This window comes from Micromonospora sp. ANENR4 (genome assembly GCF_015354395.1).
GTDB classification, from domain to species: domain Bacteria; phylum Actinomycetota; class Actinomycetes; order Mycobacteriales; family Micromonosporaceae; genus Micromonospora; species Micromonospora aurantiaca.
In genome coordinates this window covers 1-23496 of record NZ_JADKYQ010000021.1, presented here as the reverse complement: position 1 = coordinate 23496, position 23496 = coordinate 1, and the positions used below count along the sequence as shown (strand labels likewise).

Below are 23496 nucleotides of genomic sequence, written 5' to 3'. Positions count from 1 at the left end.
GTCACCTCTCGGTCATGTGTCGGTCGACTGCCGCCGCCTTGTCCGCGCCGGCGTCGGCGTCGGCCCACCAGCCCCATGTCTCCGGCGGGGGCGCTGTGGTGAGGTCCTGCGGGCGTACGGGCACGCGGTGGAGGTCGACGCCGGTGGCGTCGCGGACTGCCGCCACGATCGCCGGGGTGCTGGAAAGCGTGGGCGGCTCACCCGCGCCACGCAGACCGTAGGGCGCGTGCGGATCAGGGTGTTCGAGGATCGAAAGGGTCATCTCAGGCATGTCCAGCATGGTGGGGATCAGGTAGTCGGTGAAGGACGGGTTGCGGATGACGCCATCCACCACGACCGCCTCCTCGAGCAGCGCAAGCCCGAGGCCCTGGGCCGAGCCGCCGTGGATCTGGCCCGCCAGGGACACGGGATGCAGGATCCGGCCCACGTCCTGTGCCGCAGCCAGCTCGACCACCCGGACCAGGCCCAGGTCGACGTCGACGTCGACCACCGCCCGGTGGGCGCACACGGCGAACTGCACGTGCGACGCGCCCTGTCCATCGGCGTCCAGCGGCACGGTCGGCCGGTGGCGGAATTCGCGGGTCTCCTCGACCGGCCCGTCCCTCAGCAGCTCGGCCAGGGGAACGTCGGGTCGGCCCGGAAAGTGGCGTGCGGCGACGGCCGCCAGGCGGGCGCTGATCGCCCCGCAGGCCGCCTGCACCGCGCCGCCGGTCATGTACGACTGCCGCGAGGCCGAAGTGGATCCGGCGGACCCGACATCGGTGTCGGCGGGCAGGATCTCCACCCGGTCGACCGGCAGCTCGGTCGCGACGATCTGGGCCAGCACGGTCTGCAACCCCTGGCCGACCTCGGCGGCGGCGGTGTGCACGATCGCCGTCGGTCCGTCGTCGCGCAGCTCCAGCCGTAGCCGGGCGGTCGAGTGGTCGTCGAACCCCTCCGAGTAGCAGATGTTCTTGATGCCGATGCCGTATCCCACCCCGCGCCGCACGCCCTCACCGCCGGTGGTGGCCCCGATCCCGCCGGGCAGATCGCGCGGGTCGAGTGGGTCCACGGGTGGCGGCAGCGGCGTGGCGCGCACCGCGTCGAGGATCTCCGCGATCGGGATCGGGGCGTCCACCAGTTGCCCGGTGGCGATCCGGGACCCCTGGCGTACGGCGTTGCGCGCGCGCACCTCCAGCGGCTCCAGGCCGCACGCACGGGCGAGTCGGTCCATCTGCGACTCGTACGCGAAGCAGGTCTGCACGGCGCCGAAGCCGCGCATCGCGCCGCAGGGCGGATTGTTGGTGTAGACGCCATAGACGTCCACCAGGACGTTGGGCACCTCGTACGGGCCGACACCGAGCGAGGCGGCGTTGCCGACGACTGCGGCAGTCGACGACTGGTAGGCACCACCGTCGAGGATGACCTCGGCGCGAACGTAGACCAGCCGGCCGTCGTGGTCGGCGCCGTGCTCGTAGCGCAGGATGGCCGGGTGCCGGTGGACGTGGCCAACGAACGACTCCTCCCGTAGGTACGCCATCCGGACCGGCCGCCCGCATGTAAGAGCGAGCAGACAGGCGTGCGCCTGCATCGACAGGTCCTCTCGGGCGCCGAACGCCCCGCCGACGCCGGCCAGCGTCAGCCGCACCTTCTCCGGCGGCAGGCCCAGCACGGCCGCGAGCTGGTCGCGGTCGACGTGCAGCCACTGGGTCGCGACCAACAGCTCCACGCCGCCGTCGCCGGCGGGCAGTGCCAGCCCGGACTCGGGTCCGAGGAAGGCCTGGTCCTGCATGCCCACCCGGTACTCGCCGCGCACGACCACTGCGGCGGGAACCGTGACCTCGCCGCGCCTGATGCGCTGGTGGCGTACGACGTTGAGGTACTCGTCGTGCACCAGCGGGGCGTCCGGATCGAACGCCGAGCGCCACGGGTCGGTCAGCGGAGTCTCCACCGCGTACTCGACCTCGATGAGCGCGACAGCGCGCCGGGCCGTCGCGGCGTCCTCGGCCGCCACCAGCGCGACCGGTTCGCCCTGATATCGGACTCGGTCGCCGGCCAGGACCGGCTGATCGCGGCGGTCGAGACCGGTCGTGCGGGCGGCCGGCAGGTCGCCGTGCGTCAGCACGGCATGTACGCCCGCGAGCCGCCGGGCCGCCTCCGCGCGGATGCTCACGATGCGCGCCCGGGCGTGCGGGCTGCGCAGGGTCGCGCCAAACAGCGCCTGCGGGTGCCGCAGGTCGGAGGAGTACGCGAACTCCCCCCGGGCCTTCAGCATCCCGTCGGGCCGGCGCGGGCTGGCGCCGATGCCCGCCGAGCCGGCCACCGTCAGCGCGACCGGGCGGCCGGTGACCGCGCTCATCGCACCTCCCGACCCGCTCGCCAAGCGCAGCGCACCGCGTGGATGATGGTCACGTACCCGGTGCACCGGCAGAGGTTGCCGGCCAGTGCCTCCCGGATGTCGTTGTCGCTCGGCTCGGCACGCCGGCTCATCAGCTCCTGCGCCGCCACGAGCAGGCCGGGCGTGCAGAAGCCGCACTGGACGGCACCAGCCGCGAGGAACGCCTCCCGCAGGAGAACCACCGCCGGCACGTCGACGAGTCCTTCCACCGTCTCCACCGAGCCGCCGTCGGCCTGCCCGGCGGGTACCAGGCACGCGTTGACGCACCCGCCGTCCAGCAGCACCGTGCACGAGCCGCACTCGCCCTGCTCGCACGCGTCCTTGGTCCCGGTCAGGCCGAGGTCGTCGCGGAGCAGCCGGAGCAGGCTGCGTTCGGGCGCCACGCCGTCGGCGGCCACCGGCCGGCCGTTGACCTTCATCGTCAGTCGCATAGCATCTCCCGCCAGGCGCGGCACACCGCCCGCTCCGCGAGCACACCCAGTGCATGCCGGCGGTAGTCGGCGGTGGTGCGGATGTCGTCGATCGGGTCGGCCGCCCCTCGGACCAGCCGGACGAACTCGGCCACCAGCTCTGCCGGAGGGGTGTCACCGCCGGCATCACGCATCGCCTCGACGAGGAAGCGTTCGGCGGCCCAGGCGCGGCGCGCGGTGGGTGCGGCCGCGCCGAAGGCGACCCGCACCCGCGGCCCGTTCGAGTGAATGGAGAGGGCGAGCGAGCACAGCGCGATGGCCATGGCGGACCGGCGGCCCACCTTGGCGAACAGCTGCGGTCCGGGGTGCGGCTCGACAAGGACCGCGGTGATCAGCTCGTCCGGGGCGAGTACGGTGCGCTGCGGTCCGAGGAGGAAGTCGGCGAGTGGTACCAGCCGGGTGCCGCGCAGCGACCGCATTTCGACCTGGGCGTCCAGGGCAAGCAACGCGGGATGGCTGTCACCAGCCGGCGAACCGGTGGCCAGATTGCCGCCGAGCGTGGCTCGCTGGCGGATCTGGGCAGAGCCGACCGTCCGCGCCGCGAGGGCCAGGCCGGGCAGCCGGTGCGCATACTCGTGCAGGATCGTGCCGAAGGTGACGCCGGCGCCCAGCCGGATCAGATCGCCGGTGTCGTCCACCCGGCGCAGCTCCTCCACACGGCTGATGTCCAGCAGCGCCGCCGGCGCCCACCCGCGAAGGTTGGCAGCCACCATGAGGTCGGTGCCGCCCGCGACGATCACGGCATCGCGGGCCCGGGCAAGCAGCCGCAGCGCCTCGTCGAGGTCGGCAGGGCGAAGGTAGTCGCTCCGAGGCGCCGCCGAGACGGCGCCCGCTGGGCCGATGAGAGTCGATGTCGGGGTCACACCGCAGTGCTACGCCGCTGTTCTTTCGCCGGGCTGTCGACGTCCTATCTCCACCGCGCCGCCGGCGTGAGCGTGCGCCGAAGGGCCCCGGTCCGGCCGCCGTCGTGCGGGCGCGGGGGTGCGGAAGAGCAGGATGCCCCTCCCGCCTGCCGGGTGTCGCCGGTGGCGGCCGGGCGGAAAAGGCGGTTGAAAGGCCCGCGAAAGCGCCGACCGCCAGCCTCGCAGACAACCGAGCAGGGCCGACTCGACGGCCCTCGGAGGCTGCGATGGGAGAAGACGTGTCCGAGCAGGAACAGCACTACACCGTCGTGGTCAACGACGAGGAACAGTACTCGATCTGGCCGACCGGCCGCACCGTACCGCCCGGCTGGTCACCCACCGGAGTGGAAGGCACCAAGCAGGTCTGCCTCGACCACATCGAGCAGGTGTGGACGGACATGCGACCCCTCAGCCTGCGCCAACAGATGACCGCAGCCTGAGCGGCCGGACCGGAGCCAGCGATGGCCACGACCATCCCACCCCGACCGACAGGACCCTGTCAATCCGGCGCCAACCCTCGGAATCGGCTGGAGCGGGGCCACCAGGCCCTCAGCCGATCCGCCGACGGCGCAACCCGTTCCCCACAGAGAGGCACGCGCAAGTGAAGAACATCGGCGTGGTCGGTGCCGGAACCATGGGCATCGGAGTGTCCCATCTGTTCGCCGCGGGCGGCTTGCCGGTCGTCCTGGTCGACGTCGACGAGGCGACGCTGGATCGCGCGGCCCGGCTCATCGAGCGCAATGTCCGGCTCTACCGAATGCTCGACCCAGCTTCGCATGCGCAGCCAGCCGAGGTGCTGTCCCGCATCGAGTTCACCACGGATCTCAAGAGGCTCGCCGACGTGGACTTCGTCGTCGAGAACGTCACCGAGGACTGGGCGGTGAAGGGGCCGCTCTACGTCGAGATGGACAGGATCTGCCCGGAGCACTGCGTCTTCGGCGTCAACACCTCGGCCATCCCCATCACCAAGGTAGCCGGCCATGCCGGCCGGGCCGACCGGGTGATCGGCACCCACTTCATGAACCCCGCGCCGATCAAGCCTCTCGTCGAGGTCATTCGCGGCTTCCACACCTCGGACGCGACCGTAGCGGGCACCCGTGACGTGATCTCACGCGCCGGCAAGGACAGCGTCGTCGTCAACGATTCACCGGGGTTCGTCACCAACCGGGTGGCCATGATGACGGTCAACGAGGCCATCTGCCTGCTGGACGAGGGCGTCTCCACCGCGGCCGACATCGACCGCCTCTTCGTCGAATGCTTCGGCCACAAGATGGGTCCGCTGGCCACGGCAGACCTCATCGGCCTGGACACCGTCCTGTACTCGCTCGAGGTCCTGCAGGACCATTTCCGCGATCAGAAGTTCCGGCCCAGCCAGTTGCTCTGCAAGCTCGTATACGCCGGTCAACACGGCGTGAAGACCGGTCGCGGCTTTTTCACCTACAACATCTAAAGGAGCAGAGGATCATGAACGAGCGTCTCGGCATCATTCGCGATTTCGTCGAGAGCCACATCAATGGCCTCGCCGTTGACGACGACGAGGACATCTTCGCGACCGGCTACGTGAACTCCCTGTTTGCGGTCCAGCTCGTGATGTTCGTGGAGAACACCTTCGGTGTCACCGCGAACGGAGATGACCTCGATATCGGCAACTTCCGGACAATCAATGTCATCGATGCCTTTGTGACCAGCAAACTCGCGGTGCCGGCCGCCTGAGAACTCCCACCACAGCAAAGGAGACCGCCATGGCTGCGCTGATGGCGTCAACCACGGACCCGCTTCGCGTGGCGATCGTCGGCACCGGGAACATCGGAACCGATCTACTCCTGAAGGTCATCGACTCCCCCGCGCTGCGCTGCGAGATGTTCGCGGGGCGCCGTGCCGGATCACCCGGCATCGCGCTGGCCGACTCGCACGGCGTTCCCACCAGCGTGGCGGGCATCGATGCGATCGTCGACATCGCCGATCGCATCGACATCGTCTTCGACGCGACATCGGCCAGGGACGCGGCTCGGCACTGGTCGATCATCGAGCCGCTCGGCCCGTCATTCATCGACCTGACACCGGCCAACCTCGGGAAGTTCTGCGTACCGGCGCTGAACCTCGACGAATGCCTGAACGAGCGGTATCTCGGCATGGTCACCTGTGGCGGACAGGCAGCGGTTCCCATGGCGGTCTGTGTCGCTGAGGCGACGGACGGCCTCGGCTACGTGGAGATCGTGTCGGCGAGCTCTTCGGCAAGCGTGGGCCCGGCCTCCCGAGCGAACCTCGATGAGTACGTCGTCACCACGCAGAAGGCCACCCACCAGTTCTGTGACGTCGACCGCGCCAAGACCGTTCTGATCATCAATCCCGCCGAGCCCGGGATCGTCATGCGCAACTCCATCACCGCCCTGGCGTCGGAGCGCATCGACATGGATGCCCTTCGGGCCGCGGTGGACATCATGGAGAAGCAGATCCGCACCTACGTTCCCGGGTACCGCGTCGTCGTCCCGCCGGTCAGGGACTCCAACCGAATCATGATCACCGTCGAGGTCGAGGGTCGCGGTGACTGGCTGCCGCGCTCGGCCGGAAACCTGGACGTCATCACGTGCGCGGCCGTGGCGGCGGCCGAGGCGCGAGCGGGGAGATCAGTATGAGGACCACCGAAAGTCGTCTTTCTCTCTGCGACACGACGCTACGGGACGGCAACCACGCGGTCTCGCACCAGCTCGGTGAGGCCGACATCCGCGCCTACGCGAGGGCCGCCGAGCTCGCGGGCGCGGACGTCGTGGAGGTCGGCCACGGCAACGGCCTGGGCGCCTCCACGATCCAGGTCGGCCTGGCCGCGCTCAGCGACACGGAGATGCTGACGACGGCCAAGGCGGAACTGCGAAACGCGCGTCTCGGTGTGCTGTCGATCCCCGGGTTCGCGACTGTCGAGGGGCATCTCAAGCCAGCCCTCCACTGTGGAGTCGATGAGGTCCGGGTCGGCGCCCACTGCACGGAGGCGGACGTGACGCGGCAGCAGATCACCATGCTCCGGGCGATGGGGATCACGGTCAAGGGCATGCTCCTGATGAGCCACATGGCACCTGCGGCGAAACTGGCCGAACAGGCCAGGATGATGCAGGACTTCGGGGCCGAGGCCGTGGTGCTGATGGACTCGGCCGGCGCCTACACCCCGCGGGACGTCACCGAGAAGGTCAGGACCGTCGTCGAACACCTGGACATCGACGTCGGCTTCCACGCGCACAACAACCTCGGGCTGGCCGTGGCCAACAGCATGGCCGCCATCGCGGCGGGCGCGACGATCGTCGACGTCACCTCCCGGGGATTCGGCGCCGGGGCCGGAAACGCGCCGCTGGAGCTGATCGCGGCGAACCTGCATGTGCGGGAGATCGCATCCGGGGTGGACCTCTTCGGCGCCCTGGACGCGGCCGATCTGGCCGAGGATCGGTTCGTCAAGCATGTCCCCACCAACGACAGCATCACCATCACCAGCGGCATCGCCGGAGTCTTCTCCGGGTTCGCCAAGCCGGTCCGTCAAGCCGCGGACCAGTTCGGGGTGGACCCCCGCGAAATCCTGATGGAGCTCGGCCGCCGACGGGTCGTGGCCGGCCAGGAGGACACGATCATCGAAGTGGCAATGGCGCTGACCGCCGACGACAAGCCGGGTCCGATGTGAGACTGCCAACGCTTTGGAGGCACCGAGTGAAGAATCAGTCCGCAGCCGACCTCGCCGCGGCCGCGACGCTGCTGCAGATCGGCGCTGAGCTGGGACTAGACCACGTGCTGGAGCCCGGTAACCCGTTCACGATCGCCTCCGCCGCCGAGACCGCGGGGATCCCGCGGTCGGGTGTCGCCGCGTACGTGGAGACCCTCGCCGCTGCGGGCCTGGTGGTCCCGACGGCCGACCCCGGTGTGTTCTGCGCAGCGCCGGACTTCGCCGAGCGCAGGCATGAGGCCGGCTACCTCGCCTGGTCGCTCACCGCCAACAGCCCTTTCGTCGAGAACGCGCGGGAGTTCCTGATCGATCGGGAAACATCCGCGCAGGCGCACCAACGCAACGGGCGCCGGGTCGCGGTCAGCTCACGCTGGATTGGTGAGCGAACCTTCTACCCCGCGGTGCTCAACCGGACCCGGGCGTCCGGCGCCTCGCGAATCGTGGACCTCGGCGCGGGTGCCGGCGGACTGCTCATCCAAGCGCTGCAACAGGATTCGTCCCGCACCGGCGTGGCGGTCGACATCAGCGCCTCCGCCTGTTCCTCCGCTCGGACGGCCGCAATTCGGGCCGGCGTGGCCGAGCGCATGGAGGTGGTGGAACGGCCGATCGAATCGCTCATCGACGACCCCGGTCCCATCAAGGGCGCCGACGTCATCACGGCCTGCTTCGTCCTGCACGACATCGTCCAAGACGACGCGCTGTGTGAAGCCGTGCTACGTCAGTGCCGCGACGCGCTCCCCCCGGGCGGGGCCATGGTCGTCGCCGACGCCGTCTCGTTCGCCGCTGGCAAGGAGGAGCGCAGGTTCAGCGCTCTCTTCACGTACCTGCACGCCACCTTCATGGAGGTCTTCCTGCCCAGCGAGAAGGAGTGGCTGGAGAAGTTCCGGGCCGCCGGTTTCCGGCACGTCGAGAGCCACGCAGAGATCCTGCCCGGTGGCCGACTCTTCGTGGCGGTCAGGTAGTGAGCCCGGGGACATCCGGCATGACACCGCAGCGGGTGGTTGCCGACGAGCTCTGGACCGCAGCCCGGCATCGCCTCCCGGTCCCACGCATCTCCCAGCGGCATCCGGAGTTCACGCTGAACGACGCGTACGCCGTCCAGCGGAGGGTGCGCGACGCGGAGCTGACCGACGGAGCTCGTCTGGTGGGCAGCAAGATCGGCGCCACCAGCGCGGCGATCCAGAAAATGTTCAACATCGACCATCCGGACTTCGGCTTCTTGACCGACCGGATGCTGCTGCCCGACGGCATCCATCTGGACACGGGACGGTTCATCCACCCGAAGGTGGAGGGCGAAGTCGCCTTCGAGCTGGGTGAGGACCTGACCGGCACCGAGGTGACGGCGCAGGACGTCCTCGACGCGACGTCCGCGGTGATCCCGGTGCTCGAGGTGCTCGACAGCCGGTTTGACAGTTGGGACATCACCCTCGTCGACACGGTCGCCGACAACGCGTCGTCCGCGATGGCGGTGCTCGGCACCCCGACCCCGCTTGGCAACCTCGACCTCGCGGCTCAGCGTATGGTCTTCGAGGTGCGGGAGCGGGACGGCACGGTCCGCAGCCGCCTCACTGCGACCGGTGCTGCCGTAATGGGGCATCCTGCTGAGTCCGTGGCCTGCCTGGTCCGCATCCTGGCCAGCTACGGCGACGGCATCCGAGCCGGCGACATCGTGCTCGCCGGGTCCTGGGCCGGCGCCGTGGACCTGGTGCCCGGCCGAGATGTGCGGGCCTCGTTCGGTGTTCTCGGCTCGGTCTCGCTGGTCGCGGTCGGGCCACGGGCGAACGAGTAAGGGCTCATGGGGCCGAGGAGGCGCCGAACGCCTGGGCCGGGCATCGTCGTCCGGCTCCGCGCCTAGGCGGGGCCCGGCACGGGCCAAGGGCGCCTCCCGGACAGCAACATAGTGGGAACTCCCGGACCGCACCGGCGTCCTGAGACGCGGACCCTTTGCTCCTTGCGTCCGGGCTGCATGAAATCAACGAAGTAACGGACCGGAGGTAAACAATGCTGTCTTTGCGTATCAGGCAGGCGATGGTGATCGGTGCCGTCGTCGCGGGCTTCACCGCACTCACCCCAAACCTTGCATCCGCCGGTATCTACACCTGGAAGTACTATGCAACCTACTCGACGGCGGCCGAGTGCCAGCAGGCCGGCGTCTCTTTGATCAGCAGCGGCCAGGCCGAAAACTACCGCTGCGAGGGCACCTCCGGCGCTGACCTCTACCTGGCTCACAACTGGTGACACGCAATTGTCACGCCCAGAGTCAGTATCGGATTGAAGCTTCTCACAGTCAAAACGTGACTGGAGGCTGAACCGTGAGGCCCCCGACAGGTGCGGGAATAACAAGCCGCACTACGTCGGGGGCTCATGCCTTGCCTGAACTGTGCCTGACCCGCTCAAGGCAGTGGCCTGGGTTGCTGAAGATCGCGCGGGGCGGTCCGGTGATACTCGTTGACCACCACCGAGCCGGGTCGGCGCCTGGCATCCCAGCGCAACCTCCGACTCGGGCGGAACAGCCGAACCACCCGGTCGCGTCGGAGATGCTGAAGTAGCCGCCGGGGGGCACCGTAACCGCCTGGCCGACCGCCTTCGTCGAAATCCGCGGCGGCGTCAGTTGGCGCGGATTTCTGATGTACGGCTTCCTGCGAAATGCCCCCGATAGGTGCGCGATAGCCTGGACAGCAATTCTTGGTCGTGTCAGCCATGCCGTTGGCCGAAGTCGAAAGGAATCGCAGTGACTTTACTGCAGAACGCCGTAATCAGCGCGGGGTGTTCGTGCCGGCTGCAGCCGCCGAACGTCGCTACGGGTTACATCGAACTCGACCCCTGTGAACGACAGTTGGTCAGCGGCATTGCGACCGAGCTTGCGGCAGCACCACACAGCTCCATTCAGGAGTTGCCCTGGATCGATCTGGTACGACGGAATTGGGAGCGTATGCCGGAAAGGGTGCGGCAGTTCGTCCGAGCGTTCCGCCGGTACGGCAACGACGACGGCTACCTGCTCGTACGAGGCCTTCCGGCCGAAGCCGGCCCGCTGGAGTACACCCCCAACGGTCCAGCATCGGTACGCCGGGAGCCGTCGGTGCCGGCTGCGGTGCTGATGCTCTTCGCGACCGGTCTCGGTGATCCGGTGGCATACCAGCCGGAGAAGTCGGGCGGTCTGGTGCAGGACGTCGTTCCGGTGCCCGGGATGGAGACCTTCCAAGGCAATGCCGGCTCCACCGCTGTGCTCTCGTTCCACGTCGAGAACGCCTTCCACGAGCACCGCCCGGAGTACATCACGCTGCTCTGCCTTCGGGCCGACCATGAGGGCGAGGCGGGTCTGCGGATCGCGTCGATCCGCCGGGCGTTGCGCCATCTGGACGGCGGAACGGTTGACGTGCTTTCCGCGGCCGAGTTCCGGACCGCTGCCCCGCCGTCGTTCGGGCACCGTGATCGCAGCGTGCCGCACGCCATCTTGACCGGGGAGGCGGACCTTAGGGTGGACCTGAGCGCCACGACTGCTACGACGGAGCGGGCTGCGGCGGCGGTACGCGCACTAACTCGGGCTCTTGAGGCCGTGGCGGTCACGATCCACCTCGAGCCGGGCGACTGGGCCATCGTCGATAACCGGACGGCCGTGCACGGACGCTCTCCGTTCACCCCCCGTTATGACGGCTACGACAGGTGGTTGCAGCGCACCTACATCGCGACGGACCTGCGCCGCTCCCGCAGCCTCCGCCCCGGTGACGGTCACGTCATCGTCGGGTGAGCTCAACAACGTCCACTATCCGTTAGCGAACTGGTCCAGGCTGTCGCGGTGCTCGCCCCTGCTCATCAGGACGCCACATGGCGGCGGACCCGCGCGTCCAATGAGCTGCGGTCGCTGCTGCGAGAGTACTTCGCCGGCTTCCTCAACGCGTTCGCAGGCAGGAAAGGGCATCTGACCAGCCCGGACGCCCGCGCTGTGTTGGCCATTGCGGCGACGCCGGCAACAGCGGCCAAGCTGTCCCGCACCCGGATCGCGGCGGCGCTGCGCCGCGGATTCGTCAACGCGGCGTCGATGAACTTGCCGCTGAGTTGCATGAAGCCCTGCGCCGTCCGCAGCTGCGGCAGCTGCCGATGGTCGAGGCCGCGATGGGCGCGCAGTCCCTCGCTCTGCTGGCCGCACTAAACGTCGAGTGCGCCAGCGTCGACCAGCTCGCAGAAGCCGCGAGCGAAGCGTTTCGCCAGCATCGCGACCACGAGATCGTCACGAGTTTTCCCGGCCTGGCCGACGTCACCGGCGCCCGGGTCCTCGCCGAGATCGGCGACGACCGTACCCGCTTCGCCTACGCCCGCGCGTCAAAGGCATACGCCGGGTCCGCACCCGTCACCCGCGCTTCTGGACGAAGCATCTCCATCACCCACCGCAAGGTCAAGAACGACCGCCTCGCGGCCGCCGGCTATATCTGGTCCTTCGTCGCGGCTACCCACGCCGAACCCGCCAAGCAGCACTACCAACGCCGCCGCAACCACGGTGACCGGCATCCCGCGGCACTGCGGAACCTTTTCAACAAACTCCTCGGCTGCCTGCACCATTGCCTGAGCACCGGCCAGCTCTACGACCCGGTCAAGGCATTCACACTGTCTCGGCCTGCATACGCCCGCCGAACCGAGTTCATGCGTCCAGTGCTGCTGCCGCCCGTTGAAGATCGGCACGGCCCAGCAGCGCCCGCAATCCAATGTTCTCGGCCGCCAACGTCATCTTGTGCACAATGAATCGTACTGGTGTCCGATGATCGACACGAACCGATGCCCACCTCGGATTGCGCGTTGTTGGTGCCATCCCGATCGGTTGACGGTCAGCCTACCCGGACCGTACGGGTCCCCGCGTTACCAACAGGGAGCCGAGCGGCACACCGTCGAGGGGGTTGACCCGAGGTTAGGGTCAGCCCCCTCGACGCCGAGTCGGGACAATAGATTCGAACCGACAACCCCTTGTTACCGTCCGTAGCTACCCCGACCTTGTCATTGGCCGTCAGAAATAAGCGCTGAGCTGCACAGACACGGTCAGAGACCGATCGCCCCTTGTCACTGGTTGTCAACTGCAGGTGGGGGGTTTTCGGGGGGTAAACGGGGGGGCAGACCGACAGGACGTCGCCAGGGTCCGACCGCGCCCGCCGCCCTACCATCGAGGTCTCCCGTCGCCAAGAGAACGACGATCCCCCATCCATCGGGACCCGCCTGCCGCAGGCATGGGGGTACATGTCGGTTGATTGACATGAGTCGATACCTAACTCGGGCTGCGCATCGTCGGCGTCATTTCGATCGTTGGGTAGCAATCCCACCCGCGCTGTGGGCTCGGGGCTGTCACGGGCCGCAGCCACCCGAAGCTTGCCATGACCGCCCTCGACGGCCGGCAGGCGAGAATCGTGGGCGCTTCACCGGCGTTCTTCCAAGATCTGCAGCAGTCGGGCAGCGGCGTGGGTGAGGGGAATGGCTTCTTGCTCGATCCGGCGGAACGGGGTGGGGCCCGCGGTTGCGATGGTGTTGTAGGCGGTGGTTTCGGCGTCGGTCAGGTGCGGCAAAGGCTCGGGTGAGGGCTTGATGGGGCGGCCAGCCTTGTCATGGTTGACGCCATGTTGGGAGTAGCGGTGGAGGTCGGTCGCTTCCATGAGGATGGACGTGACGCGTTTTGCTGGTGCACCGTCTGGTGCCGGCTGTGCGAGGGTGGCGCGGAACTGGTCGAGGATCGCGTACCCGTCCGCGTCGATGTCGCCCCAGTAGATGACGTGATCTGCGGCGCGGATCCAGGGCACGTTCGCTAGTAAGGCTGCTGCGGCCTTGCCGCCGCCCTCGACGACGATCGTGTCGCTGACGGGCGGGAACCAGAGGCGGGAATCGCGGTTTTCTACGACGAGGACGACACGCGGCTGGTAGGCGATCTCGTGCACGTCGCCGGTAGTCCAGGCGTCGTGCCGGCGTCGGCCCGATGCGGCGTGGTGAGGGTCGACGTAGGTGAGGTGCATGACGGTGAGCCGGGGCCGAACTTCGTCGCGGACATCGCGTCCGGCGACGTCGCGCAGCAGGGCGCCGTGGGTGCCGAGCCATTTGGTGTGCATACCGGGCACCGGTAGTTGCCGTAGGGTCCAGGTGCTGGCGTCGGGGTGCTGGTGTAGCCAGGTCACCGCGTTGATCAGCACCTCGACGTCGGCGTCTTGGAGACGGTAGACGGCTCGGAGGGTAGCCGGGGTGAGGGTCGCGCCGGCTGATCGCAGCGCCCGAGCGAGCGCGCGGGCGCGGCCGAGGTCGACGCTCGGTGATTCAGCACCGGTGTGGGTGTCGGTGGTGAGCCTGTTGGCGCCGTCCAGGTCGGCGACGAGCGTGGCGGGGAAGTCGCCGGCGACTCCTCGGATCGTCACCGGTTTGCGAACGAGCCCCACGCCGGTGGGCAGTTGGTCGGAGAAGTCACGCCACTGCATGTGCCACTGGTGCCAGGCTGCGTGCCCGAGCTGCTCGACGGCCTTGCCGGACGTCACGCCGGGGCGCAGCGGAACGGAGAAGACGACGTGGTCGCCGACGCCGAGCTCCGCGCCTACGGCTTCGGGCCACTTCTGATCAATCTTGCGGCGCATGGCCGCGATGGCGTCCTGCGGGATGACGAGTGCGCTCATGCGTCCGGAACACCGACCAGTGGCTTCGCCCAAGATCGGCCCTGAGAGTTTTTGAGGATCAGGTACTCCGCGTCGACGTGTGGTTCGATCGCGCTGTGCTTGTCATTGGGGGCGCCGATGATGAGTTGGAAGCCCAGGCCGCGCCAGGCGCCGATGGCCCGGCCGGTGAAGTGCGCGTCCGCCTTGATCAGTGCCTCGTCGAGGAAGACGGGGGCGTAGCGGGGGCGGGCGGCGCCCGCGTCGCCGAGCTGGTACCGCAAGGCGGCCCCGACGATGAACGCGACCAGCTCTTGCGACTCGCCGCCGGACTTCTCGCCGATGTGGTCGTACACGGCGACATGCCTACCCTCGAGGTCGCACTTCTCGGCGCTGATCCGAACGTGATTGCGTACGTCGACGAGGTCGGCGAAATCGGGCGCGGTGCGCCGGATGCGGTCGATCACCTTGGCCATCCGGTGATAGGCGCGTTCCCGGTCGTCGTCGGTTGCCGCCTGGTCGATGAAGGCGCGTACGTCGCGCAGCTCTTTGCGGAACCGGGCGCGCACCGCGGAGTGGCTCTCCTGCGGGTCGATACGCAGCCGGTGTTCGTCGTCGGAGAACGGCAGTTCGGCGAGGATGTGGTTGACTGGGTCGATCCGGTCGCGGATCTCGCGGATCGCGGCGGCCAGTTCGCTGTCCAGGCCAGTCAGGTCGTTACCGGACAGCTTGAGCAGACTGTCGCGCCACTCGGTCTCCAGTTCGTGCAGGCCACTGGTCTCTAGGTCGGTGAGCAGACGGTCGAAGTCGCGATAGGAGCCGTCCGGGTCGATGCCGAGGTTCGGGTTCGGCCAGCGTTCGAGGAACGTCGAGAACGTGTCGAGCAGCGCCTTCCGTGATCGCCCGATCGTCTCCGTTGCCGACTGTCGGTCGGCGCGGATCCGTTCTGTGGCCCGTTTCATCGCGGCGTCGAACTCGGCAAGCGCCCCGTCCGGGGTGGTGGCGGTTGCTTCGCTGCCGAACAGCGTCTCCAGGTACTCCCGGTGTTCCTCAGGGACATCGACGCCTGATTCCGTGGCCGTGTCGAGCGCGAGCTGGGCGCGGTCCACCTCGTCGACGGTCGACCTCCACGACTCCCCGAGCTTCTTCAGGTTCTCCTTTTGCCGGCCGACGCGTTCGGTCAGTTCCCTGACCCGCTCCTTGAGGCCGTCGACCTGGCGCTGGAGCTGATCGATCCGTGGGTTGCCCGCCCGGATTTCGTCGGCGACGCGGTTCCAGCGGTCCTGTTCCGCTCGGACCGCATCGAGGTCCACCTGGTCCCAGGACAACTCGGTCAGAGTCTGGTAGTTCGTGCGTCTGGCTTCGAATGAGTTGAGATTTTCCTCCTGCCTGAATGCTCGGTCAAGAGCATCGTCGAGGCGTTTCTGGACAAAGCCGATGCGGTGCTCGAGGTCGGCAAGCAGCCTGCTGTTCGTAAAACCGAGAACGTTGGCCCGGCCGTGACCGCCGTGCGCGCCCCGCCCGCCTTCCGAGGTTTGGCCGGTGATCGTAAGGGCCTTGGGGTACTGCGGGAGCAGCCTGGGCGTCTCGACGCAGACGAAGTCGAACCGGCGGGCGATCTCGCTCTTGAGCCAGGCGGTGAACGGCGAGGGTCGGTAGTCGAGTCTGCCGGGCAGTGTCTTTGCGTCCAGCCCGACCTCATCACGCAACCCGGTACGCACGCCCTCGAACTGAAGCCGTCGAGCGGTTGGCACCGCGTTGATCGCCTCGCGGAACGAGTTCAATCTGCCGATGTCGATCAGCATCCGCGTAGCGAATCCGCCGAGCGCCAGGTTGAACGCCTCGCGCCACGGCTCGAACTCCGTCCGCACCTCGATCAGCTCGCCGACGAACGGCAGGTCATCTGGTTTGAGTCCGGCCGCCTCGGCCAACAGCGCGCGAGCCGCGTGCAGCTCAGTCGGGATATTGCCCCGACGGGTCTTGACCGCCTTGTGCTCGGAGCGCAGCGTGGTCAGCTCTCGTTCGGCGTCCTTCTTCTCCGCCACCGCCTCAGCGAACTGGTTCTGCGCCGTCTTCCGGGCGTCATTGTCGGCGAGAAACCGATACGCCGTCTCGACCAGTGCCGCGAAGTCCTCACCGGTCGACACGGTGACGCCGATGACGGCAAGCGCCCGGTCCAGGCGCTCCCGTGACCGTTCAACATCGCCCAGCCGCTGCTCCACGGCGCGGATCTCCCGCAGCGCCGTCTCGAGGCGGTCACCACCGGAGGCACGAAGGGTTTCCACCAGCCCATCTCGCTGCACTTCGGCCGCGGCGACCAGGGCGCTGGTCTCGGACACTTCCTCCTGGGCTCGGCGGTGCCGCTGAGCCAGATCATGCTCAGCCGAGCGCAACAGGTCCAGCCGGCGTTGATGACGCCACAATGCGGCAGGGGTCGACGCCTCGGTGAACGATCCGACCTCGTCGATCAGGCGCAGCTGGTTCACCGCGTTCTCGATGGTGGCCCGGTGGTCGCGGATCGGAGTCAATGCCTTCACCTGCTGTCGGGCTATGATCATCCGCGCCCGGGTGCCGGAAAGTTCATCGAACTGCTGTACCACCGCATCAGCAGTGGCCAGCGTGGACGGCTCCTCAAGCACCATCGTCTTGTAAAGGGCATCGACCGTCGTGATCTGTTGGCCAGCCTGAATCCGTCCTAGCAGCGCGACCGCCTTGTGCCCGTCGCCGGCGGCGCCGATACCGAGGGTAGTGTGCAGACGCGCGGTGAAATCCCGGTCAGTGTCACACCAGCTCAAGCCAGTGGCCACGACCTCGGCGCGGGCGAGCTGTTTGCTCGCCGGGCCTTCCAGCATGCGTAGTTGATAACCGTGGTCACACATGGCGCGTACCGCCACGACGTCGTCCAAGCTCCGAGCGGAAGACGGCACATACCAGGCCCGCAGCGCGGTGAACTCGGCACCGGTGTGGTCGACCCACGTCATCGCGATGGCGGACCACGTATCCCGGCCGTCGCCGCGCAGCACCCGCACCTTCGTCTCGCCGTCGGTCCGGGACTCGTCGAGCTTACCGCGCGCGTAGGAGAGGATATTGCGCTGGTCCCTGCCCCGGGGTCTACCGACCACTCCACCGTTGGACGCCCCGTTGAACGGAGTCGTATGCGGCATGAGCAACGCGATGTACGAGTCCATCAGTGTCGACTTACCCGACCCGGAACCTCCACTGAGCAAGGTAGCGCCAGGCGCGATTCGCAGGTGGTGATATCCGTCGTAACCGCCCCAGTTGACCAATTGCAGGTCACGCGCCACCCACTGCTGACCCCGCGAGGCTGCCGGGATCAACCCGAACAGCGTGTCGATCATGCTCACGCTGTGGCCTCATTCCGTTCGCGTAGCCACTGGTCCAGTTCGGCGAGCTTTTCCGTGCTCAGCACAACCTCCACCAGCGGGGTGATCCGATACCGGCCTGCGGACTCCTCCGCGAGCAACCCTTCGGGGACCAACCGCTGCACGGCGTTGCGCACCTCCTGTTGGCGCCGGGCCAAGTTATGGTCGTGCGGATCGAAGTAGGTCAGCACGGTCTGCTCAAGTTCCTCGATGTCCACCCTCGCGGACATCTCGCCCGTACCGCGTTCCCGCTGGAAGACGGTCCGCAGGTGGATCAGGACCAGAGTCTCGGCCCGGGTGTAGGGGTCGTCCTTGAGGAGGATCGGCACGTCAAGCTCGACTGAGCGCACCTGCTGCTTGTACGCCACGCCTCGGTCGTGGTCGACCACGAGGCGAACGAACAGGTCATGCATGCGCGATTCGATGATCTGTTGGTTCTCCAGCAACGTGCGCCATTGCGCGGGATTCTTTTCGGCAAGCAGGAACTTGCGCCGCAATAATTGGACCAGCACACGGCGCACCTCTGCGTCCAACGTTCCCGCATCGCCAGCGAACAGCTCGGTCGGATCTTCCTCCATCGAAACGGGGTCGATGAACCCGGCCACCGTGCCCATCGGCCAGCCGTCGTCGACGCCGTCCGGGTCACTCATCACCACCGCTCCCCTCTACGCCCGCCGGGTTCGCCGCCACCACACTGCCGAGGGCGAACCGTCGCCGGGTCTGGTCGGGCCGGACCGTGTCAACCACCGCCATCTCGGATGTCTCGGTCATCCCGGCGTCATGTGCAATCTCCAGTAGGCCTAGCAAATCGACCGGCCGCTGGAGATCCTCGGCCGCTGCCCGGAATGCCGCCAGCACATCCACGTTCGCCGCACCGCCCGCGAACGCTGCCAGGTGCGCCCGCAACTCGGTGTACCGAGGGCCACCCCATGCCCGAGTGTCCGCCGCCGGTAAGTCCTCGGCCTCCTCCTCGGCCCAGTCCCGCAACGGCGCAGGTGGCTCCGGTGGTCGCGGATCACTCATCCGCTGACGCAAGTGCCCGACATCGGCCACCGGCAGGCGACGCAACGGCTCGACGACCTCTCCACGGCGTGAACTGGGAACCCACTTGTGCAGGCCCGACATCACATCCCTCAACAGTTCATCCACCTGACGGTCGCGCATCGGGTCGTGGTTGCGGACCTGCGTGGTGATCACATGAGATGCCTGCCGTTGGGCGGCCAGCACCTCCTTGACGCCCTGCTCGATGCGCCGCGAAATCTCGGCGAGCTCCCGCCGCTGTTGCTCCGGCAACAGCTCAGTGAACCGGTGCCTCAGCACCCTCCGCAACTGGCCCCACAGGTCATCGATCTGCGCCGGGTCGCCGATCAGGCGCAACGCCCCCGCGAACGCGCGGCCTTCCGGTGTCGCATCCAAGATCCGTTGGCCGCGGGCCAGGTACTCACGCAGCACCTCCCCGGTCGGCCGCACATCGTGCCGCAATTCGGCGACCACGTCACGCTGGATAGCTTTGATCGACTCTGCCACGCGGGCAAAGTCCGCAGGCAGCTCCCGCGCCAAGTGCAGCACATTCTCGGCGGCCTCAAGCAGCTGCTCGTCCTCGACTGTCTCGACGGCACCACCCTTTTCGAGTCGAGCCAGCTCCTTCTGCCGCTGCTGGATCTCCTCGTGCAAGCGCGCCAGCCGGGTCATCAGGTCCGGATCGGCTTCCTGCGCAAGCCGCTCGATCGCCTCCAACAGCGTCCTGACCCGCGACTGCGACACCCTGGTCCGCGCCCCGCCGACACGCCCAGCGATCTCCAGTGCACCGACACCGTACGCCGACAGTCGGTACACCTCGACACCGGCGTCGGACACCTGCCGCACCAACCACCCCGCCTGCACCCACTGCCTGCACAAGTCCCGCGAATTTCCACTAGGCAGCGGCTGGTTATCCTCGTCGCCATAGCCGGCAGCCCGTAGCTGGTCAAGGGCGTCGTTGATCTCCGCATGCGCATCCGCCACCGCAACCGTCGGCCGCTCCGCCGTGAAGACCATCGCCAACACCGTCACCACGAACGGCGCGTGCGTCTGATGAAGCAAGGCAAGCATCGGATTCTGGAACGCCCGGAGCGCACCTTGGTAAGCACCTTCTACACCTCGCATAACCATCGACACGAAGCGTACGAGGCGGGTACGACACAGTCAGCCCCTCGCGATCGATAGCCTACGACCTTCGTGGTACGCCCTGGTCTCTACAAGATCCGGGGCGGTTCATCAGCGGGGTTGCCGGCTGACTGGGTGACCAGGAGTCCGCCAGCGACCAAGGCGGCGGTCAGGTCCTGCTCGACGGTGGTGGCATCCGTCAGGCGCAGCATCCTCCAGCCGCTGGCCACCGCCCAGTCGTCCTTGATCCGGTCCCGACGCAGTACGCCATCGAACAGCGCGACGGCCTCCGCCTGCGACATCGAGCCCCAGCGGACCGGCTGGCGGTGCTGCGGCCCATCGAACTCAATCAACATACGGTGTCCGATGAGCGCGAAATCGAAGGCGAGGACTCTCAAGTCCCGGCAGTCGTGGTCCCGCCACTGGTGCTCGTACTCCAGCCCTAGTCTGGTGAGGAGGCGAGCGACTGCGATCTCACCCTTCGAGGTCGAGCATCGGCGGCAACCACTCCCACCCAAATGCACAGGTGGGATCTGCGTGAACGGGCCGTGCCGACGGCAGATGATGACGACCGGTGTCATCGCGTTGCGGTACTCGACGCCGGAGTAGTCGTACGTGTCGCCGTGAACGAACTCGGCACGGGCGACGAACAGGTCAGACGTGCCAGCGATCGCGATTCGGCGCGCTTCGGTGGCGCAGGACGGGCAGCCACTCCCGTTGAGGTGGCTGGCCGGCGTCTGCCTGAACTCGCCGTGGTCGCGGCACAGGATCGCCACCTTGATGTGCGAGCCGGCGAACGTGACCCGTGAGTAGTCGAACCGGCTGCCATGGACGACAAAGGCCCTGTCGAGGAACGAGTCGAGGTTCCCGGCCCGCGCCAGCGAGATGCTCCGGAGACCGCACTCGGGGCAGCCCCGACCGCTCAGATGCGAGTTGGGCACCTGGCGGAACGGACCGTGCTCAGGGCAGACGATCGTGACCTCCACCTGGCTGCGCACGTATTCGACCTGGGTGTAGTCGTACCTTTCACCGTGGACACGCTGCGCCTTCTCGACGAAGGATGCCGTCGTGTCCGCGTTTGCCGTTCCAACCGCCCGGTGCGCGCACCTCGGGCAACCGGAGCCGATCAGATGGCTTGAGGGGACTTGTGGGAACGGACCATGCTCGCGACAGCGGATCGTGACCTTGATCTGGCTGTGCAGATACTCGACCTGCGAGTAGTCATACCGCTCTCCGTGTACATGAAGCGCCTTCTTTATGAAGGACTCGGCGGTGTCGGTCTGCGCGCGGGTGATGGCCTCCTGCGCGCAGCTGGGGCAACCACCGCCACTGAGGTGACTGTTCGGGGTCTGTTGAAAATCACCGTGGGCTGGACAGCCGATCGTGACCTTGAGCCGCGCCTTGACGTACTCGACCCGCGAGTAGTCGTAGGCTTCGCCGTGGACTGCCCGTGCCTTCAGAACGAACTCCTCCGTCGAGCTGGTGAGCCGCTGGGCTCGCTGCACGGTGCCGCACGCCGGACAGCCGACACCGCGGAGATGGCTGCCGGGCAACTGCTCGAACGGGCCATGCTCAGCGCAGATGATCGTTACCTTGGTCTCGCTGTTGACGTATCGCACCTCGGTGTACCCGTACCGGTCGCCGTGCACCTCAGCGGCCGCGGCGAGGAAGGCAGCCGTCGTGCCTGTTCGGGCCAGGCCACGTTCCCGGTCGGCACATCGCGGGCAACCCCCGCCGGCCATGTGAGCTTCTGGTCGCTGCTGAAATCGCCCATGATCGCCGCAGAAGATCGTCACTGGGTTGCGATTGTTGACGTACTCGGCCAGTGAGTAGTCGTACCGATCGCCGTGAGCCCGGCGAGACCTGTTAATGAAGCGCTGGGTGGTCAGCCGGACCCGGCCTCCGCAGGAGCCGCACCCCTGCCCGTGAAGATGCTTCGCCGGCGCCTGTTGGAACTCGCCGTGCTCCTGGCAGATAATCGTCACCTTGGCTTGGCTGTTGACGTACTGGACGAACGAGTAGTCGTACCTGTCGCCGTGCTTTTCGCGGGCTCGGGCGATGAACTCAGCGCCGGTGAGTCGTTCTGCCACGGGCCTACCGTAGCCACAACACCCGGACTCGCCCCGTCCGCGTGCGGGCCAGCGGTATACGACCACCCACCTGACATGCCCGCAGAGATGCACGATTCCCGCGACGGCAAGGCCGTGAACTGGACTTCTCGAGGCGCTCGTGCTCCTACTGTTCAGGTGCCCCGACCACCGGTCCCTGCACGCCTTACCGCATGCGTACGGACCGCACCTGCGGCAGCCCATCCTCGGTCAGCACAATTGTCATCGGAATCCGGCAGTTGCGTCCAGCAGAGTGGTGTGCGGCAGGCCCGTTGAGGCGGGCATGGCGTAGACGTGAGGTGGCCACCGCGTGATTCTTCGATCTGAGTTCCCGCTCAAGTTCGAGGAGTTCCACGCGATGGCAAATCCCAGTATCGACCCTGCCCGCTTCCTGCACGACCACCTCGCCGCGGCGTCACCGGACCTGCTGCGCTCGTTGTTGACCACGTTCGTCGACACGTTGATGTCCGCCGAAGCCGACGCGATCTGCGGCGCGGACTACGGCACCAGCTCCCCCGACCGGGTCAACACCCGCAACGGCTACCGGCACCGCGACTTCGACACCCGCGCCGGCACCCTCGATATCGCGATCCCGAAGCTGCGCTCAGGCTCGTACTTCCCGGATTGGCTCCTGGAGCGCCGCAAGCGGGCCGAGGCGGCACTGACGTCGGTCGTGGCGACGTGTTACCTGCTCGGCGTGTCCACGCGGCGCATGGACAAGCTGGTCGAATCATTGGGCATCACCCGCCTGTCGAAGTCGCAGGTCAGCGTCATGGCCCGCGACCTCGACGAACACGTCGCATCGTTCCGTAGCCGCCCGCTCGACCAAGGCCCGTACACGTTCGTCGCCGCGGACGCCCTCGTGCTCAAGGTCCGCGAGGGCGGCCGGGTCGTCAACGTCCACGCCCTGCTCGCCACCGGCGTGAACGCCGACGGACATAGGGAGATCCTCGGCCTGCAGGTCACCAGCGCCGAAGACGGCGCCGGCTGGCTCGCGTTCTTCCGGGACCTGACCGCCCGGGGCCTGTCCGGGGTGCGCCTGGTGACCTCCGACGCACACCGCGGCCTGGTCGACGCGATCGGCGCGACCCTGCCCGGCGCGACGTGGCAGCGCTGCCGCACCCACTACGCGGCGAACCTGATGTCGGCCACCCCGAAAGCGTCCTGGCCGTGGGTCAAAACGTTGCTGCACAGCGTCTACGACCAACCCGACGCCGCGTCCGTGCACGCCCAGTACGACCGCCTCATCGACACCGTCGCCGGCAAACTGCCCGCCGTCGCCGACCACCTGGAGGCCGCCCGTGACGACGTTCTGGCGTTCACCGGCTTCCCGAAAGAGATCTGGCGGCAGATCTGGTCGAACAACCCGCAGGAACGCCTCAACCGCGAGATCCGCCGCCGCACCGACGTCGTCGGGATCCTCCCCGACCGCCACGCCCTGATCCGCCTCGTCGGCGCCGTCCTGGCCGAACAGCACGACGAATGGACCGAAGGCCGCCGCTACCTCGGCCTCGACATCCTCGCCAAATCCCGCCTCACCCTCATCACCACCGACACGAAGGAGGACACCGACACCAACGACCTACCAGCGCTCAGCGCCTAACAACAACGAAGAATCACGCCCAACCGCAAAACACCACTCCGCGGGACTTGACCCCGGGCGAACCGGCCGCACCCAACGAACAGGTCGTGCAGTGCGGTCCCGCTCCGTGCCCGCAAGACCCCGGCCGCACCGCCCGATGTAGCAATAAGTGGCTTCCTCCCCTGGTTCCAGTCAGGTTGGGCCGTTTTTACCGGATG

At 67.7% G+C, this 23496-nt stretch carries 19 protein-coding genes; 11 read left to right on the top strand and 8 right to left on the bottom strand.

Features of this window, described 5'->3' with window-relative positions; all coding sequences use genetic code 11:
* Position 1: 1 nt before the first annotated feature.
* The 3 genes from IRY44_RS28265 to IRY44_RS31410 are packed head-to-tail and all read right to left on the bottom strand — an operon-like array spanning position 2 to position 3710.
* Positions 2 to 2338 (bottom strand): molybdopterin cofactor-binding domain-containing protein, encoded by a 2337-nt coding sequence (locus IRY44_RS28265; RefSeq protein WP_194803213.1) that lies wholly within the window; start codon positions 2336 to 2338, stop codon positions 2 to 4.
* Positions 2335 to 2808 carry a (2Fe-2S)-binding protein gene (locus IRY44_RS28260; RefSeq protein WP_194803212.1) on the bottom strand — a complete coding sequence of 158 codons (474 nt, stop codon included), beginning with the start codon at positions 2806 to 2808 and terminating at the stop codon, positions 2335 to 2337. The genes IRY44_RS28265 and IRY44_RS28260 overlap by 4 nt, the downstream gene beginning before the upstream one ends.
* Complete coding sequence (locus tag IRY44_RS31410; protein WP_269697264.1) at positions 2799 to 3710, bottom strand: xanthine dehydrogenase family protein subunit M; 912 nt, start codon at positions 3708 to 3710, stop codon at positions 2799 to 2801. Before IRY44_RS31410 ends, IRY44_RS28260 begins: the two co-directional genes overlap by 10 nt.
* 266 nt (positions 3711 to 3976) lie before the next feature.
* On the opposite strand from IRY44_RS31410, the gene IRY44_RS28250 reads away from it, so the two are divergent.
* The 10 genes from IRY44_RS28250 to IRY44_RS30910 all read left to right on the top strand — a co-directional run bounded on the left by IRY44_RS28250 (position 3977) and on the right by IRY44_RS30910 (position 12189).
* Positions 3977 to 4189 carry an MbtH family NRPS accessory protein gene (locus IRY44_RS28250; RefSeq protein ID WP_194803211.1) on the top strand — a complete coding sequence of 71 codons (213 nt, stop codon included), beginning with the start codon at positions 3977 to 3979 and terminating at the stop codon, positions 4187 to 4189.
* A gap of 161 nt (positions 4190 to 4350) precedes the next feature.
* On the top strand, positions 4351 to 5199 hold the full coding sequence (locus tag IRY44_RS28245) for a 3-hydroxyacyl-CoA dehydrogenase family protein (RefSeq protein ID WP_194803210.1): 849 nt from the start codon (positions 4351 to 4353) through the stop codon (positions 5197 to 5199).
* A 14-nt stretch (positions 5200 to 5213) separates the two neighbouring features.
* Positions 5214 to 5462 (top strand): acyl carrier protein, encoded by a 249-nt coding sequence (locus IRY44_RS28240; RefSeq protein WP_194803209.1) that lies wholly within the window; start codon positions 5214 to 5216, stop codon positions 5460 to 5462.
* 29 nt (positions 5463 to 5491) lie between these two features.
* Positions 5492 to 6385, top strand: a complete 894-nt coding sequence (locus IRY44_RS28235) for an acetaldehyde dehydrogenase (acetylating) (RefSeq protein ID WP_228532984.1) — start codon at positions 5492 to 5494, stop codon at positions 6383 to 6385.
* Positions 6382 to 7413 (top strand): 4-hydroxy-2-oxovalerate aldolase, encoded by a 1032-nt coding sequence (gene dmpG / locus IRY44_RS28230; RefSeq protein WP_194803208.1) that lies wholly within the window; start codon positions 6382 to 6384, stop codon positions 7411 to 7413. Before IRY44_RS28235 ends, dmpG begins: the two co-directional genes overlap by 4 nt.
* Positions 7414 to 7439: 26 nt before the next feature.
* Positions 7440 to 8414, top strand: a complete 975-nt coding sequence (locus IRY44_RS28225) for a methyltransferase (RefSeq protein ID WP_194803207.1) — start codon at positions 7440 to 7442, stop codon at positions 8412 to 8414.
* 146 nt (positions 8415 to 8560) lie between these two features.
* Positions 8561 to 9241, top strand: coding sequence for a fumarylacetoacetate hydrolase family protein (locus tag IRY44_RS28220; protein ID WP_194803206.1), 681 nt, complete (start codon positions 8561 to 8563; stop codon positions 9239 to 9241).
* Positions 9242 to 9462: 221 nt separating this feature from the next.
* Entirely contained in the window at positions 9463 to 9690 is a 228-nt protein-coding gene (locus tag IRY44_RS28215) for a hypothetical protein (protein ID WP_194803205.1), read from the top strand.
* A 493-nt stretch (positions 9691 to 10183) separates the two neighbouring features.
* A complete protein-coding gene (locus IRY44_RS28210; protein ID WP_269697267.1) occupies positions 10184 to 11200 on the top strand; it encodes a TauD/TfdA family dioxygenase in 1017 nt (338 codons plus the stop codon).
* A gap of 350 nt (positions 11201 to 11550) precedes the next feature.
* The gene (locus tag IRY44_RS30910) at positions 11551 to 12189 is read left to right on the top strand and encodes a transposase (protein ID WP_228532983.1); all 639 of its coding nucleotides are present in this window, start codon (positions 11551 to 11553) and stop codon (positions 12187 to 12189) included.
* Positions 12190 to 12851: 662 nt separating this feature from the next.
* On the opposite strand, the gene IRY44_RS28200 is transcribed toward IRY44_RS30910, so the two are convergent.
* From IRY44_RS28200 to IRY44_RS28180, 5 genes are all read right to left on the bottom strand, one after another.
* Positions 12852 to 14084, bottom strand: a complete 1233-nt coding sequence (locus IRY44_RS28200; protein WP_166456576.1) for a Wadjet anti-phage system protein JetD domain-containing protein — start codon at positions 14082 to 14084, stop codon at positions 12852 to 12854.
* Positions 14081 to 17419 carry an ATP-binding protein gene (locus IRY44_RS28195; RefSeq protein WP_228532989.1) on the bottom strand — a complete coding sequence of 1113 codons (3339 nt, stop codon included), beginning with the start codon at positions 17417 to 17419 and terminating at the stop codon, positions 14081 to 14083. Before IRY44_RS28195 ends, IRY44_RS28200 begins: the two co-directional genes overlap by 4 nt.
* Positions 17420 to 17421: 2 nt before the next feature.
* On the bottom strand, positions 17422 to 18093 hold the full coding sequence (locus tag IRY44_RS28190) for a DUF4194 domain-containing protein (RefSeq protein WP_166456578.1): 672 nt from the start codon (positions 18091 to 18093) through the stop codon (positions 17422 to 17424).
* Positions 18086 to 19588 carry a DUF3375 domain-containing protein gene (locus IRY44_RS28185; protein WP_255533233.1) on the bottom strand — a complete coding sequence of 501 codons (1503 nt, stop codon included), beginning with the start codon at positions 19586 to 19588 and terminating at the stop codon, positions 18086 to 18088. The genes IRY44_RS28190 and IRY44_RS28185 overlap by 8 nt, the downstream gene beginning before the upstream one ends.
* Positions 19589 to 19677: 89 nt before the next feature.
* Positions 19678 to 21678 carry a hypothetical protein gene (locus IRY44_RS28180; protein ID WP_166456580.1) on the bottom strand — a complete coding sequence of 667 codons (2001 nt, stop codon included), beginning with the start codon at positions 21676 to 21678 and terminating at the stop codon, positions 19678 to 19680.
* A 376-nt stretch (positions 21679 to 22054) separates the two neighbouring features.
* Between IRY44_RS28180 and IRY44_RS28175 the strand changes: the two genes are divergently transcribed.
* Positions 22055 to 23299: an IS256 family transposase gene (locus IRY44_RS28175; RefSeq protein WP_166456601.1), complete on the top strand. Its 1245-nt coding sequence runs from the start codon at positions 22055 to 22057 to the stop codon at positions 23297 to 23299.
* The last annotated feature ends 197 nt before the right edge of the window (positions 23300 to 23496 follow it).